Origin of the sequence: Vibrio sp. 1557 (genome assembly GCF_033340175.1) — a bacterium.
Lineage (GTDB): Bacteria > Pseudomonadota > Gammaproteobacteria > Enterobacterales > Vibrionaceae > Vibrio > Vibrio alginolyticus.
Genome location: NZ_JAWOVZ010000021.1, coordinates 37074 through 52918 on the forward strand (window position 1 = coordinate 37074; position 15845 = coordinate 52918).

At 45.9% G+C, this 15845-nt stretch carries 14 protein-coding genes; 2 read left to right on the top strand and 12 right to left on the bottom strand.

What is annotated here, in order from left to right; all coding sequences use genetic code 11:
* Positions 1–52: 52 nt before the first annotated feature.
* Entirely contained in the window at positions 53–1372 is a 1320-nt protein-coding gene (gene rlmD / locus R7070_RS19505; protein WP_053306774.1) for a 23S rRNA (uracil(1939)-C(5))-methyltransferase RlmD, read from the bottom strand.
* 192 nt (positions 1373–1564) lie between these two features.
* Between rlmD and barA the strand changes: the two genes are divergently transcribed.
* A complete protein-coding gene (gene barA, locus R7070_RS19510) occupies positions 1565–4363 on the top strand; it encodes a two-component sensor histidine kinase BarA (protein WP_033907441.1) in 2799 nt (932 codons plus the stop codon).
* A 69-nt stretch (positions 4364–4432) separates the two neighbouring features.
* Here barA and acpS read toward each other — a convergent pair whose 3' ends face one another.
* The 11 genes from acpS to rpoE form a co-directional block, all read right to left on the bottom strand.
* The gene (gene acpS, locus R7070_RS19515) at positions 4433–4813 is read right to left on the bottom strand and encodes a holo-ACP synthase (protein ID WP_053306776.1); all 381 of its coding nucleotides are present in this window, start codon (positions 4811–4813) and stop codon (positions 4433–4435) included.
* 10 nt (positions 4814–4823) lie between these two features.
* Positions 4824–5558: a pyridoxine 5'-phosphate synthase gene (gene pdxJ / locus R7070_RS19520; RefSeq protein WP_053306777.1), complete on the bottom strand. Its 735-nt coding sequence runs from the start codon at positions 5556–5558 to the stop codon at positions 4824–4826.
* Positions 5555–6286: a DNA repair protein RecO gene (recO, locus tag R7070_RS19525; RefSeq protein WP_005384578.1), complete on the bottom strand. Its 732-nt coding sequence runs from the start codon at positions 6284–6286 to the stop codon at positions 5555–5557. The genes pdxJ and recO overlap by 4 nt, the downstream gene beginning before the upstream one ends.
* Positions 6287–6401: 115 nt before the next feature.
* Positions 6402–7364, bottom strand: a complete 963-nt coding sequence (era, locus tag R7070_RS19530) for a GTPase Era (RefSeq protein WP_005380931.1) — start codon at positions 7362–7364, stop codon at positions 6402–6404.
* Positions 7357–8034 carry a ribonuclease III gene (gene rnc, locus R7070_RS19535; RefSeq protein WP_005380932.1) on the bottom strand — a complete coding sequence of 226 codons (678 nt, stop codon included), beginning with the start codon at positions 8032–8034 and terminating at the stop codon, positions 7357–7359. Before rnc ends, era begins: the two co-directional genes overlap by 8 nt.
* A gap of 21 nt (positions 8035–8055) precedes the next feature.
* The gene (lepB, locus tag R7070_RS19540) at positions 8056–8955 is read right to left on the bottom strand and encodes a signal peptidase I (protein WP_104979692.1); all 900 of its coding nucleotides are present in this window, start codon (positions 8953–8955) and stop codon (positions 8056–8058) included.
* Between the two features lie 104 nt (positions 8956–9059).
* Entirely contained in the window at positions 9060–10853 is a 1794-nt protein-coding gene (gene lepA, locus R7070_RS19545; RefSeq protein ID WP_005380934.1) for a translation elongation factor 4, read from the bottom strand.
* Between the two features lie 158 nt (positions 10854–11011).
* Positions 11012–11482: a SoxR reducing system RseC family protein gene (locus R7070_RS19550; RefSeq protein ID WP_005384575.1), complete on the bottom strand. Its 471-nt coding sequence runs from the start codon at positions 11480–11482 to the stop codon at positions 11012–11014.
* 2 nt (positions 11483–11484) lie between these two features.
* Positions 11485–12444 (bottom strand): sigma-E factor regulatory protein RseB, encoded by a 960-nt coding sequence (gene rseB / locus R7070_RS19555; RefSeq protein ID WP_005380941.1) that lies wholly within the window; start codon positions 12442–12444, stop codon positions 11485–11487.
* Positions 12441–13067, bottom strand: a complete 627-nt coding sequence (locus R7070_RS19560) for a sigma-E factor negative regulatory protein (protein ID WP_042521278.1) — start codon at positions 13065–13067, stop codon at positions 12441–12443. The genes rseB and R7070_RS19560 overlap by 4 nt, the downstream gene beginning before the upstream one ends.
* 26 nt (positions 13068–13093) lie before the next feature.
* Entirely contained in the window at positions 13094–13672 is a 579-nt protein-coding gene (gene rpoE, locus R7070_RS19565; protein WP_005380946.1) for an RNA polymerase sigma factor RpoE, read from the bottom strand.
* A gap of 554 nt (positions 13673–14226) precedes the next feature.
* Between rpoE and nadB the strand changes: the two genes are divergently transcribed.
* The gene (nadB, locus tag R7070_RS19570) at positions 14227–15840 is read left to right on the top strand and encodes an L-aspartate oxidase (RefSeq protein WP_005380947.1); all 1614 of its coding nucleotides are present in this window, start codon (positions 14227–14229) and stop codon (positions 15838–15840) included.
* Positions 15841–15845 lie beyond the last annotated feature (5 nt).

A 15845-nucleotide genomic window follows, 5' to 3' on the forward strand; every position in this document is an offset into this window, starting at 1 on the left:
ACACGCTGGCTTTATGACCACCCACCACAAATAAGGGGTCAAAGTCCTAAAGTTAGGACTTTTCAAACAATGCCATCGATTCTAGATGACTGGTATGAGGGAACATATCCAGCATACCTAATTTAGTTAATTTATAGCCTTGCTCTATCAAGCTTTGACTATCCCTAGCAAGGGTAGCAGGATTACAAGAAACATAAACTACACGCTGTGCGCCAAGCTCAGAAACTTGATCGATGATCCCACTCGCTCCCGCGCGTGCCGGGTCTAATAATACTTTATCAAACCGCTCTGCGGCCCAGGCTTGGCCTTCAAAATCTTGCTCAAGGTTAGCGTGATAAAATTGCGCGTTATTGATTTGGTTCAAAGATGCATTGTTTGTGGCTTTTTCTACCATCTCTGCAACACCCTCTACTCCAACCACGTACTTAGCTAATTTCGCAACTGGTAAACTAAAGTTGCCTAAACCACAGAACAAATCTAACACTCGGTCACTCTTTTGTGGGTCTAACCACTCAACCGCTTGTTTGACCATTTGTTGGTTTACACCTTGGTTTACTTGAATAAAGTTATTTGGTGCAAAAGGGATTTTCACTCCAACTTCTTGATAAAAAGGCATATCGCCTTCGATAAGGTCTAATTGTTCTGTCGATGGCATTAAGTACAACGATGCGCCATGACGTTTTGCCAACTCCGTTAGAGATTGAGTTTCACTCGTTGTCAGAGCGCTCAAGTGGCGCAGCGTAATACACGGCCCATTATCACCAAGTACCAGCTCTACATGACCCAATTGTTCAGGCTTTTTGAACGCTTTTAGGGCTGAGTAAATCTCTGGCAGCAAAACATTCAGTTCCGGTGCCAGCACTGGGCAATCGGTTACTTGCGCAATTTGCTTACTCTGCTTTTTACGGAAACCAAAATGTAGCTGACGGTTTTTTTTATCAACAAACAAGCTCACTCTCGCACGGCGACGGTAGGCCTGCGAATCTCCCAATAACGGGGCATCTAGTTCAATGTCACTGCCTGAAAATTTTCGCATTAGCTGACGCAACGTTTGCTGTTTGTACGTCAATTGTTGGTCATAATCTAAGTGCTGCAAATCACAACCACCGCACTCATGATAATGTGGGCAAAATGGCTCCACACGAGCTTCACTCGGCTTAAGGATTTTAATCAACTTACCGCGAGCGTATTTGCTCTTTTCTTCCACCAATTGAGTGACCACCTCCTCACCCGGCAGTGCTCCATCGATAAACAATGGCTTCTTTTTGAGGTAAGCAATGCCTGCGCCGTGGTGATCTAAACGCTCTACTTGCACTGCTTGGTGCCGAGTATTGAGTTGGGTTTTCTTTTTCGGTTGAAAGATGCGTGCCATGCTCTGTGCCTGATTTATGTGTAATTGCTCTTCGGCTTCACTATTCTTGATTGCAGCCGTTGTGTGATTCGAGTGACTTGATTATGCTTACCGTTTATTCGGTGACGTCACTTCTTTGCTCAAGGCTTTATCGTGCGCTTGAGAAATAATGCGTTATTTTCCCATATCCAGACTCCGATGTAATTAGATAACATGACCAGATATGGCTTACGAGCACGTGTAATTACACTAACTCTCGCTCCCACTCTCATTATTGGTTTATTACTGAGCGGCTTTTTCTCATTTAACCGCTACCAAGACCTTGAGAAACAAGTTATCACCACTGGTAACAGCATTATTGAGCCGCTGGCGATTGCCAGTGAAACTCATCTACTATCAGAAAGCCGAGAGGCGGTACGTCGCTTGATAAGCTACGCGCACCGCAAAAACTCCAAACTGGTTCGTAGTATCGCGGTATTTGATGAACATCATGAGCTCTTTGTAACCTCTAACTTTCATCCTAATTTTGAAGCCTTGATGTTTCCCAAAGATAAACCGATCCCGCAACTGGGTAATTCGGAAATCTACGAAAACTCACTGATATTGCGTGTCCCCATTTTGTCAGAAGGTCACTACTTAGCGGAGTTGTCGAACGAAAGCCAAGGCACAAAAGCGATTGGTTACATCGCCGTCGAGTTAGATCTCTCCTCCTTGAGGCTGCAACAGTATCAAGAAGTCTTCTCTGCGTTTTTAGTTCTGGTTCTCGGTCTTGGCTTAGCAAGTGTGTTTGCTTCACGTCTAATGCACGATGTGACCCAACCTATCACCCACATGAAGAATGTCGTTGACCGCATTCGCCGTGGTCATCTGGATGTGCGTATCGAAGGCAAAATGCACGGTGAGTTAGACCAGCTAAAAAATGGCATCAACGCCATGGCGGTATCGTTATCAGAATATCACGTAGAGATGCAGCACAGTATAGACCAAGCCACGTCCGACTTACGTGAAACGCTTGAGCAGCTAGAAATTCAGAACGTTGAGCTGGATATCGCGAAGAAACGCGCGCAAGAAGCGGCCAGGGTTAAGTCAGAGTTCTTGGCGAACATGTCGCACGAGCTGCGTACTCCGCTCAATGGGGTGATTGGCTTTACTCGTCAAATGCTTAAAACGCAGCTTTCTAACAGCCAAACGGATTACCTACAGACGATTGAGAAATCGGCGAACAACTTGCTGAATATCATCAATGACATTCTCGACTTCTCGAAACTTGAAGCGGGTAAGCTGGCGCTGGAAAACATTCCTTTTGATTTCCGAGAAAGTTTAGAAGAGGTAATTAACCTACAAGCCACAAGTGCACATGAGAAAGGGTTAGAAATCACCCTAAAAGTGGACCCTAAAATTCCACCAGGTTTAGTTGGGGATCCACTACGTATCCAGCAAATTTTGACGAACTTAGTAGGTAACTCAATCAAGTTTACCGAGCGAGGCAACATTGATGTTAGCGTAGAAATGCGCTCTCAATCAGGAGACTCCGTCGAACTGCAATTCATGGTGCGTGATACCGGCATTGGTATCTCTGAGCGTCAGCAAGCGCAGTTGTTCCAAGCCTTTAGCCAAGCAGATGCAAGTATTTCACGTCGTTACGGCGGTACTGGCCTTGGTCTGGTCATCACTCAGAAACTGGTGAGCCAGATGGGCGGCGAAATCAGTTTAACCAGCCGTCTACACCAAGGTTCAACCTTCTGGTTTACGGTGCGCTTGCACTCAACCGAGATGCCAATGAGCGAACTGATTGAAGTGGAACTTCTGACTGGGAAGCAGTTACTGCTGATTGAACCAAACATGCAAGCCGCATCCGTAACCCAACAGATTCTAAGTCAGGAGGGTATTTTAGTAACCTACCGCTCTTCGCTACCAAACAACGAAGAACAATATGATTATGTATTGTTGAATTTAGCGGCCAACCAGACTCACGATGCGGAAGTTATTACACCTTGGATAGAACAAGCGAAACGTATGGCTCCGAGTGTTCTCCTAGGGACACCGAGTACCGAATTGGCGCTTGCGGACCAAATAATGACAGAGCATCACGTCCAGTGCCTGACGAAGCCATTGTCTCGCCGTAAGTTGCTACAAAGCCTGATTAGCGAACATGTAGAATCGCCACCGGTATTAAGCGCTCCAATTACGCCAAGCGAAGGGGACCGTTTACCTCTCACTGTACTAGCAGTGGATGACAACCCTGCAAACTTGAAGCTGATCTCTGCACTGCTCCGCGAACGAGTAGAAACCGTCACCGCCTGTAGCAATGGCCAGCAAGCGGTGAACCTGGCGACAGAGAAAAAGTACGATTTAATCTTCATGGATATCCAAATGCCACAAATGGATGGGGTGACCGCTTGTAAGCACATTAAAGAGTTGGAGCTAAATAAAGACACGCCAGTGATTGCGGTAACGGCGCATGCCATGGCAGGGGAACGAGACCGCTTGCTCTCGGCAGGAATGGATGACTACTTGACCAAACCTATTGAAGAGCATGTGCTACAACAGGTTTTGGTTCACTGGAACCCCAATGCTTGTACAGAGAGCATTGGCAAAGTCGCCCCTTCATACGTTGATGAACCTGAAGGAAGCGCACCACAATCCGTTTCTTCACCTCAACAGGATGTGATTATTGATTGGCAAGCGGCCTTGAAACAGAGCGCGAATAAAGAGGATCTCGCCAAAGATATGCTGCGCATGTTGATTGAGTTCATCCCTGAAGTAGAAGCGGTTGTTGACCAAGCTCTAGAGCAAGAAGATATCTCTCGTGATGACCTAATTCATGTCATCCATAAGCTGCACGGCAGTAGTTCATATTGTGGCGTTCCAAGACTGAAGTCACTCTGTGCGACGCTTGAGCAAGCACTGCGCTCAGGGATCAGTCTTGAGGAAGTTGAGCCTGAAATGTTCGAGCTGCAAGATGAAATGATTAAAGTCACAACGACTGCAAAATTATACCTTGAACAGTAATCTGCTCGAGAGACAAGAAAGCCAGAGCATCTGCTCTGGCTTTTTAGTATTTTGTTTAAGACTTACAAGCTAGGATTCAAAAATGACCGTCGCCACAGCGTAATGACGCTCATCGGAAATGGACAGGTGAATGTGGTTAACACCCATCGCATCCGCTATTTGCTTGGCTGTGCCCGTCAATGCGAGTACTGGTTTTCCAAGCTCATCGTTCGAGATGGAAAAGTCGTGAAACGTGACCCCTTTTGCGATCCCTGTCCCCAATGCTTTTGAGGCAGCTTCTTTAACAGCAAAGCGCTTAGCAAGATAACGACCTTGCAGCTTAAGCTGTGAGAATTTGGTCATTTCTTCTTCTGAAAGAATCCGCTGAGCAAAAGGTTCACCACTACGAGCTAACGCTTTTTCAATACGCTCAATTTCTGCAATGTCGGTCCCTAACCCTATAATCGCCATCTAGATAGTCCTATGACTGGCGAGCCTCAATCATCAGTGCTTTCATGTCAGCAACCGCTTTATTTAAACCATCAAATACTGCGCGACCAATGATTGAGTGACCAATGTTGAGTTCGTAAATTTCTGGTAATGCAGCAATTGGTGCGACATTGTGATAAGTCAGGCCATGCCCGGCATTAACAATAATACCTAGATCATGTGCATAACTCGCACCAGCGGCAATCTTCTTCAGTTCAGCTTGTTGTTCGTCTTCTGTCGTCGCATCTGCATAATGGCCAGTATGTAGCTCAATAAACGGAGCACCACACTTTTTCGCAGCTTCAATCTGTTGACGGTCAGCATCAATAAAGAGCGAAACTTTAATGCCGGCATCTGTCAGCTTTTTCGTCGCAGCTTTAATTTTGTCAAGCTGCCCTACTACATCTAAGCCACCCTCCGTCGTCAGTTCTTCACGTTTTTCAGGCACTAAACACACAAACTCTGGTTTAGTTTGCAGCGCAATCTCAATCATTTCGTCAGTCACTGCCATCTCTAGATTCATACGCGTTTGAATGGTTTCACGCAGAATACGTACATCACGATCCAAAATATGGCGACGGTCTTCACGTAAGTGGATAGTGATACCGTCCGCGCCTGCACGCTCAGCAATTTCAGCAGCGTGAACAGGATCTGGGTATTTTGTACCACGTGCATTACGTAGAGTGGCAATATGGTCGATATTGACGCCTAAATAAATTGAGCTCATTTTCCGTTACTCCGTGCTCTGGGGGTCTGAATGAAAAATTCACGACTTTTTAAAGGTTTGCCGCCAAGATACGGCTTTAAGGCTATACGTGTAAAGCGTTTTGCCGCTTTTAGCTGCTCTTTAGTGACGAACCGCCGCTCACTGATAGCAATCAGTTCATTCCCTAAAAACGTGAGGTTATCGCGCCTAACCGAAGCAATAAACCCTTTCTGTTCCCGGTAACGATAGGTCATTTCTGGATCGACGGGCTCGCCGGTACCTGCACAATGCAAAAAATCCACGCCATACCCCATCGCAGACAGCAAGGCTAACTCAAAACGACGCAGTGCAGGCTCAGGGTTCTCGTTGTGCGCCAACTCGGTTAACGCATGCAAATAATCATGAAATAGTGCTGGCATCGGCACTTCAGCCATCAAAATACGGCCAATCAGTTCATTGACGTACATGGCTGAGTAGAGATTAATGCCCGTTAACGGCAAACCTAGACTTATCGGCTCGGCTTGACGCAAAGTTTTCATTGAGCCTTTCCCCGACCATTTAAGTAATAGCGGGGTAAAAGGTTGCAATGCGCCTTTTAAGTTCGAACGCTTACTGCGCGCGCCTTTGGCCATTAAAGTCATTCGGCCATATTCCTCACTAAATACATCAAGGATTAAGCTCGATTCACTGTAAGGGCGTCGGTGCAATACAAAACAGCGCTGTAAACCTTCGGAAGACAGATTACTCATCTAAGTCATTGTGCCTAAAAAGTGTGAAATAAAAAATAAGGAGCCGAGCGGCTCCTTATTTTAATCGATACTGATTTTTCATCGATGTTGGAGCGAAGCACCTTCGCAGCCAAGATTATAAATCGTCTATATAACCCAACGATCGCAACGCTCGTTCGTCGTCTGCCCAGCCAGATTTCACTTTTACCCAAGTTTCTAGGTAAACCTTACGACCGAACAATTCTTCCATATCTAAACGCGCTTCGCGACCAATGGTTTTAATCTTCTCGCCGCCTTTGCCAATCACCATTTTCTTCTGGCCATTACGCTCAACAAGAATCAATGCATTGATGTGGAAACCGTCGGTTTCTGGGTTGTAATCAAAACGTTCAATCTCAACCGTTACTGAGTATGGCAGCTCTTCACCAGTAAAGCGCATCAGCTTTTCACGCACAATCTCAGACGCCATAAAACGCTGAGAACGGTCAGTCACGTATTCTTCTGGGAAGTGATGCGTTGCTTTAGGTAAGTGATTACGCACGTGCTTACGCAGTACGTCAATGTTCTTACCTTGCTTGGCAGAGATTGGCACAACATCCACGAAGTCCATCTTCTTCGACATCTCCGCCATGTGTAGCATCACGTCGTTACGATCTTGTACGTTGTCGACTTTGTTTACACAAAGCACAACTGGGAAGTTCGATTTTTGAAGTTTGGTCAGCACCATCTCATCGTCTTTAGTCCAATGCGTACCATCGACTAAGAAGAACACAAGGTTTACATCACTCAATGACGAGTTAGCTGCACGGTTCATCAAACGGTTGATCGCACGCTTTTCTTCAATGTGAAGTCCAGGCGTGTCGACGTAAATCGCTTGGTAATCGCCGTCCGTATCCACACCCATAATACGGTGGCGTGTCGTTTGCGGCTTACGAGAGGTGATCGAAATCTTCTGACCCAAAATCTTGTTCAAAAGTGTCGACTTACCTACGTTTGGACGACCAACAATAGCAATAAAGCCACAGTGTTGGTTTTCTGGCGAGCTTGGCTCACCTTGTGATGCGAAAAACGCATCGATATCGAATTCGTTATCAGCCATTTGTCAATTGCTCAAGTGCTGTTTCAGCAGCCGCTTGTTCTGCCTTGCGGCGGCTGGTGCCTTTACCGATTACAGGCTTATCCACACCTGCTACTTCGCACTCAACCGTGAACTCTTGGTTGTGCGCTTCACCTTTAATATTAGTCACTGTGTAGACAGGCAGCGGTTTTCTTCTGCCTTGTAGGAACTCTTGTAGGCGAGTTTTCGGATCTTTCTGTGAAACGCCTGGTTTGATGGCTTCAAGGCGTGACTGATACCAACTCAGTACAATGCCTCGCACAACTTCAAGATCACTGTCTAGGTAAATTGCGCCAATAATGGCTTCAACCGCATCGGCTAAAATAGAGTCTCGGCGAAAACCGCCACTCTTCAATTCACCTGGACCTAATTTTAAATAATCTCCTAGATCGAATTCACGACCCAGTTCCGCCAATGTATGTCCGCGAACCAAAGTAGCACGCATGCGGCTCATGTCACCTTCGTTCACTTTTGGGAAACGATGGTACAGATCATCAGCGATGACAAAACTTAAAATTGAATCGCCCAGAAACTCAAGACGTTCATTGTGCTTACTGTTGGCGCTGCGGTGCGTCAGCGCCAAATTGATAAGCCCGGCATCTTGAAACTGGTAGCCGAGCTTTCTCTCTAGTTTATCAATTGGAGAATTCATACTCTCTCGATATTTGAATGGTTAGTGAATGCCACCGATGCGGTTAAAACGCACACCAGTTGGAATCCATGAAGGTAGAACACTATCTGCGCCACGATCAAACTCGAAGCTGATCCAGATCGCGACAGCTTTACCGACTAAGTTTGCTTCTGGAACAAAGCCCCAGTAACGGCTGTCAGCACTGTTGTCACGGTTATCACCCATCACAAAATACTGACCTTTTGGTACAACCCACTCTGTCGTTCCGCTGCGTGGGAAATATTGCTCCACGCGGTTACGCACAAGAGGGTTAACCAAAATATTGTGCTCAACGTTACCCAATTTTTCATCCAGTTGGATCATTGGAATACCGTTCGAGCTAAACTGACTTTCTTCAACATTGCTCAGTTTAACTGGCTTACATGCCGATTCGCCTTGGCTTTGCACGCAAAGCTGCTTATCACTTGAATAACGCACGATATCACCAGGTAAACCAACTACACGCTTAATGTAGTCCACACTTGGTTGTGGTGGGTATTTGAAGACCACGATATCACCACGCTCAGGCTTACCAGTTTCCACTAGCTGAGTACGCCATACTGGGTCTTTTAGACCGTACGCGTACTTCTCAACTAAAATGAAATCGCCAACCAGCAAGGTAGGCATCATTGAGCCTGATGGGATTTGAAATGGTTCGTAGATAAAAGAACGTAATACTAAAACGAACGCGATCACAGGAAAAATAGAGACGCTATTTTCAACCCACCAAGGCTGACGCTCTACTTTTTGCAAGGTCACTGCATCCAAACCATTAGACGTCTGAGCTTGAATCTCAGCCAGTTTTTCCTGACGCTTTTTCGCGAAAACCAGCTTTTCCAATAGCCAAACCACGCCAGTTACCAAAGTCGCAATAACCAACATCAGTGAGAATGTATTCGCCATTAAATTCCCTTATCTAAAAATACGAAAGTGAAAGAGCCGAAACCCTTTCACTTATTTTAATATCTAACGTCTTAAGACCGACAAGTGTGAGACAAAGTTCAACTTTAGTCTTTACCTACGTGAAGGATGGCTAGGAACGCTTCTTGAGGCAGCTCAACGTTACCGATCTGCTTCATGCGTTTCTTACCTTCTTTCTGTTTCTTCAGAAGTTTCTTCTTACGACTTACATCACCGCCGTAACATTTCGCAATAACGTTCTTACGCAACTGTTTTACCGTTGAACGAGCGATAATGTGGTTACCAATTGCCGCTTGGATTGCGATATCAAACATTTGGCGAGGGATGAATTCTTTCATCTTCTCTACCAACTGACGACCGCGAGTCTGAGACTGATCTTTGTGTGTGATCATCGCCAATGCATCAACAGTGTCACCGTTAAGAAGAACGTCTACACGTACCATGTTCGAAGCTTCAAAACGCTGGAAGTTGTAATCCAAAGATGCGTAACCGCGTGATGTTGATTTCAGACGATCGAAGAAATCCAGTACCACTTCAGCCATTGGAATATCGTAAGTCACAGCGACTTGGTTACCGTGGTAAACCATATCAACTTGACTGCCTCGCTTTTCAACACACAGTGTGATTACGTTACCTAGGTACTCTGAAGGCACAAGGATGTTACAACGCGCAATCGGTTCACGAATTTCTTCAATATCATTGATCGCTGGTAGTTTTGCTGGGCTATCAACATACAGCAGATCGCCATCCGTCTTCTCAACTTCGTAAACTACCGTTGGTGCTGTGGTAATAAGATCCAAGTCGTATTCACGCTCTAGACGCTCTTGGATGATTTCCATGTGCAACATGCCAAGGAAACCACAACGGAAACCAAAGCCAAGTGCCGCAGAGTTTTCTGGCTCGTAGAATAGCGATGCGTCGTTAAGGCTTAGTTTGCCTAGTGCGTCACGGAAGTTTTCGTAATCGTCGGAAGATACAGGGAACAGACCTGCGTAAACCTGAGGTTTAACTTTCTTAAAGCCTGGTAGCGGTTTATCACAACCATTCTTCGCTAGAGTCAGCGTATCACCAACAGGGGCACCAAGAATGTCTTTGATGCCACAAACAACCCAACCTACTTCACCAGTACGAAGGGTATCGGTATCTACTTGTTTTGGCGTAAAGATACCAAGGCGGTCTACACCCCAAACTTGGCCCGTACTCATCACTTTGATCTTATCGTTCTTCTTCAGTTCGCCGTTTTTAATACGCACTAGAGAAACAACGCCAAGGTAGTTATCAAACCATGAGTCAATGATCAGCGCTTGTAGTGGCGCATCTGGATCACCTTCCGGTGCTGGAATCGCTGACACAATGTTCTCTAGAACGTCATCAACACCAATGCCTGTCTTCGCAGAACAGCGGGTTGCTTCCATTGCATCGATACCAACGATTTCTTCAATTTCTTCCGCTACACGCTCAGGATCGGCTGCTGGTAGGTCAATCTTGTTCAAGATTGGCACAACCTCTAGATCCATTTCGATCGCGGTGTAACAGTTAGCCAGTGTTTGAGCTTCAACACCTTGACCCGCATCCACAACCAATAGCGCACCTTCACAAGCCGCTAGAGAACGTGATACTTCATATGCAAAGTCAACGTGCCCCGGAGTATCGATGAAGTTCAGCTGATACGTCTCACCGTCTTTAGCGGTGTAGTTTAGCGTCACACTCTGAGATTTGATGGTGATGCCACGCTCACGTTCAAGATCCATAGAATCCAGAACCTGTGCGGCCATTTCACGATCGGTTAACCCGCCACAAACTTGGATTAGACGGTCTGATAGGGTCGACTTACCATGGTCGATGTGGGCGATAATCGAAAAGTTACGAATGTGCTTCATAGATTTAGGGTGACTAACTCTTTACAAATAGGGACAGTAAGAAACGCCATCTACTGACGGCATTTCAATCAAGTTGGCAGATTCTACCGAATTTCGTTAACGGGCGCACGTAATTTAAAGTACATACCCAAATAACCTTTAGTGGAGGGGGACAGCACTTACTGGATTGGCTCTCCAAGTACCCGAACGAGGGTAACTTGGCGCTTGGATTCATCTTCTAACGGACGAGAAACACGTTTTGCGATCCACATTCCACCAGCGGCAAACAATACCGATGCCAATATGATGATGCCTTCCCCGCCGGCTGTCAGCGGCGCTAATAGGAAGTGACCAAACATCGCACCGATAATCAAACCAAACAATGGCAGTAAATAAACCGCCATTGCTGATTTTATTAGGCTCGACTCAGGAAAACCAATCTCGACGACTTGACCTATTTTCACCGATTTATCCGTGCGCAGGTGCCAAGATAAACTCTTGTTACCAATGGCTTTAGTAACAACGCCCGTTCCACAGCTTTTCTGTGAAGAGCAACTACTGCAACTGGTCTGCTGTTCGCAACTTAAATCAATTTCGTATTGCTTGCCGCGACGATGCACGTCTGTCACGGTAGCCAACGCGGTCATCATTGTTATTTACTCTTTGTTACATTAAATGTGACTGATTGGGCGATACGCTGTGCTGTGGTCGGTGGAATGTCTCCTACAACAGAGATTTCATGTTGACCGCTCACAAAACTGTGTAGCGTTCTTCTGCCTTGGCGAACCAACTGCCCTTTTAACGAATGCTCATCCTTGTTTGCTACGTAAACAGAGAAGCTAAACAGACCATCAGAATACAGCTGGCTCTCCACCATTTGGTTAGTAACGGCCATACGATAGCGGTTGAGCTCGTTCGGCTCGAAACCCTCAGGGATCCAACCAACCTGCCAATTACTGGTCCCAATATCGCCTTTTGGCATGGTGAGAACAGCAGGTAATTGAACATCTTGCAGGCCACTCATTAACTCTGCGATTTTTGGGTTTACCGTGTAAGAAATAGTGCGATATTGTTCAAGCATTTCACCATCGCGGTCCACAAGGTCGGCACGCAACGGCAATTTACTCTTTTCATCGATCCATAGTACGTATGAATAGCGCAGACCGTCTTTAGGAACAATACGCAGCACTTGTGTTGCCACACCAGCTTCACGAGCTCTACCCACTTTTACATAGTCGTAATACAAGTTTAGCTCATCGATATTGGTGTTGAGCATAGGCATAGTCGGAGCGACCATTTTACCTGACTCGATGGTGAACGGTTCTAAACCCGTTTCGATATAACTTACTTCAGTTCCGCGACGAATAACTTCACGCACAGGGCCACTTAAGTAGACAAGATGAGCATATTGATCGTCACCATGCGTGGCATGACGATACAGCAACGGCTCAATGCTGTTCTTTTTGATAAGGATATAAGAGAGTTCGTAACTTAAATTCTTACTCGCCTCGCTCATTTGATGCAATAAAGCCTCCGCTGGCTTGTCACCAGCAAAGGCTTGAGAAGACATCATACTGAACAGAGCGCAAGCGCTGATCAGAAATTTTTTCATTCAATATCCGGATTCAGATTTGCATCTTGTTGAGATGCATCACTGTTAATTCGTAACTGCAATTCGTAGTCTCGCAGCATAGCATGAACACGCTTGCGCTGCTCTTGCATATTTGCCTCGCCTACAGAACGTTCTACAGACTCACGAGTCAAACTCACTGGTTCTGCGCTGCCAGCAAACGGAACCGTCTGCAATACAGGTAATTGATCTGCTTGCGGCGACATTGAATCGCTACCACCGTACTGCTGTACACCTAAAATAACAACAAGCGATACACATGCAGCAACAGCAACTTGACCAAACTGCGTCAACCAACCTGGCAAGTGACGTTTTGCTTTTTGCGGTTCTGGTTGCGACTCTTTTGGCGTATCCGCAATTGAGATAACATTTGCACTGTGCGAATCAAACGCACGGTGTGCAGGTTCATCTTCTAACGCTAACGCCACGCTTTCAGCAATATTCCACTCAGGTTTTGCTGGCGCTTCGCCTCGCATCACATCACCAATCAGGTGATAGTTCTGCCAAGCATCACGGCTCTCTTGGTCTTGCTCTAACTCTTGAATTAAAGCCTTATCGACCAATTCTCCATCCATGAGAGCTGAAAGTTTTTCTTTGTCAGCCATTATTTTCACCATAGTTATTACTTGTACTAGCGTTGCAAAAGAGGTCTGATTTTCTTTTCCACCGCCTCACGAGCACGGAAGATACGCGATCGTACCGTTCCTACCGGGCAATCCATCACTTCTGCAATTTCTTCATAACTCAAGCCATCGAGCTCTCGTAATGTCATTGCGGTTTTTAAATCTTCAGGTAAAGCTTCGATTGCACTGAACACCACCCGTTGCAATTCTTTGGACAACGTTAAGTTCTCAGGGTTCGATATTTCTTTAAGTGCACTACCTGTTTCGTAAAATTCAGCATCTTCAGCATCGACATCTGTCGCTGGAGGTCTACGCCCTTGAGCAACAATGTGATTTTTCGCAGTATTCACTGCAATGCGATACAGCCACGTATAAAACGCACTTTCCCCACGAAAGCTAGGGATAGCTCGGTAAGCTTTAATAAACGCTTCTTGTGCTACATCTGGTACATCGCCAGGATTACTAACGTATCTGGAAATAAGATTACATACCTTATTCTGGTACTTTGTTACCAACAGGTTGAATGCTTGCTTATCGCCATTCTGAACTCGCTCAATCAATACTTGATCGGTCAGCTGCTCGTTCATTCGAGCGGATACTCCTATTTGTTATGCCCCTACTCTTCTCAGATATGGGTACTAATTATGCAAAACGTAGTATTGACACCACTGCTTACTTGAGCACTATTGTGACCCTAACGTGAATGAGAAAGTTCCATGGTTTCTCAAGTTTTTTGTCATTGTTTTTTCACAGTGTGATGTCTGTACCCAAATGACCACCGCTGCCTGACTTTAGTCTAAGTTTGACAAGCGAGCATCTTGGAGGGAAATGGGTATAATGAATGATCTCTGTCCCAGATTGTGCTGGGTCGAGCATGGAAAAGCAATGGCATTGACAAACTATTACTTTTCATTTGCATGGCTAATGGCTATCTGAACACCGCGTTACAAATTATAACTTAGGAAGCATGCTCATGCTCTGCATGAAAAAGAAGAGTGGCTCAGTCACCGCAGTAACACGGACGTCGATAGGTCTCCCAACTTAGCCCTTAGCGACAGATGTCGCGATAATGGAATGCACATGGTGTGCAAATAATACACAAGGTAACTTTGTTACCTTAGCTTGGGATTATAAAAGTTATATGAACACAAATCGTGAACATGAGTGTGATGTATTAGTGGTAGGGAGTGGCGCGGCAGGTTTGTCGTTGGCTTTGCGCGTTGCTAACCACTGTAAGGTGATGGTGCTGAGTAAAGGACCACGCAGCGAAGGGGCGACCTACTATGCTCAAGGCGGTATCGCTGCCGTATTTGATGAGTCAGACACCATTGATTCACACGTTGAAGACACGCAAATCGCCGGGGATGGTATTTGCGATGAGGAGACCGTAAGGTTCATTGCTGAGCATTCAAAAGAGTGTGTACAGTGGTTGATTGACGGTGGTGTCCCATTTGATCGTGAAGAAGATGACTCTGACGATGAACCTCGCTACCACTTAACTCGTGAAGGTGGTCATAGCCGTCGTCGTATTCTTCACGCGGCAGATGCGACAGGTATGGCGATGCAAACCTCCCTGCAAGATAACGCTCATAACCATCCAAACATTCATGTTCTCGAACGTCACAATGCTCTGGACTTAATCACCGAAGACAAAATTGGCGGTGATAAAAACAAAGTTATCGGTGCTTATATTTGGAACCGCAACGAAGAGCATGTCGAAACCGTGCGAGCCAAATTTGTGGTTCTCGCTACAGGTGGTGCTTCAAAGGTTTATCAATACACCTCTAACCCAGATGTGTCGTCTGGTGATGGTATTGCGATTGCTTGGCGTGCAGGGTGTCGTGTGGCTAATATGGAATTTAACCAGTTCCATCCGACGTGTTTATATCACCCAGAAGCACGTAACTTCTTGCTAACTGAAGCGTTACGTGGCGAAGGTGCTTACCTGCGTCGTCCAGATGGTTCTCGCTTTATGCCAGATTTCGATGAACGTAAAGAGCTTGCTCCGCGTGACGTCGTGGCTCGTGCTATCGACTTCGAAATGAAGCGTTTAGGTGCCGACTGTATGTATCTCGACATCAGCCATAAGCCTGCTGACTTTATTACGAAACACTTCCCAACCATTTATTCACGTTTGATGGACTTGGGCATTGACATGACTAAAGAGCCAATCCCAATCGTACCTGCTGCACACTACACTTGTGGCGGTGTCATGGTGGATAGAAATGGCTGCACCGATCTGAAAAATTTGTATGCGATTGGTGAAGTTAGCTACACCGGGCTGCATGGTGCTAACCGCATGGCATCAAACTCACTTCTCGAATGCGTGGTTTATGCTTGGTCTGCGGCAAAAGATATTCTAAAACATCACACTAACGTTGAGCTACCTTCACAGGTGCCATGTTGGGATGAAAGCAAAGTAACCAATAGTGATGAAGAAGTGATCATTCAGCACAACTGGCACGAGCTTCGTCTGTTTATGTGGGACTACATGGGCATTGTGCGAACTGACAAGCGTTTAGAGCGCGCCTTACGCCGTATCCAACTGTTGCAACAAGAAACACACGAGTACTACAGCAATTTCCGCGTGTCGAACAACTTATTAGAACTGCGTAACCTTTTACAAGTAGCAGAGTTGATGGTTCGTTGTGCGATGCAGCGTAAAGAGAGTCGAGGTTTGCACTACACGCTTGATTATCCGAACCAACTGGAAAACAGCGGACCAACGATTTTGGTTCCAGCTAAACAGCTTTAACTCTA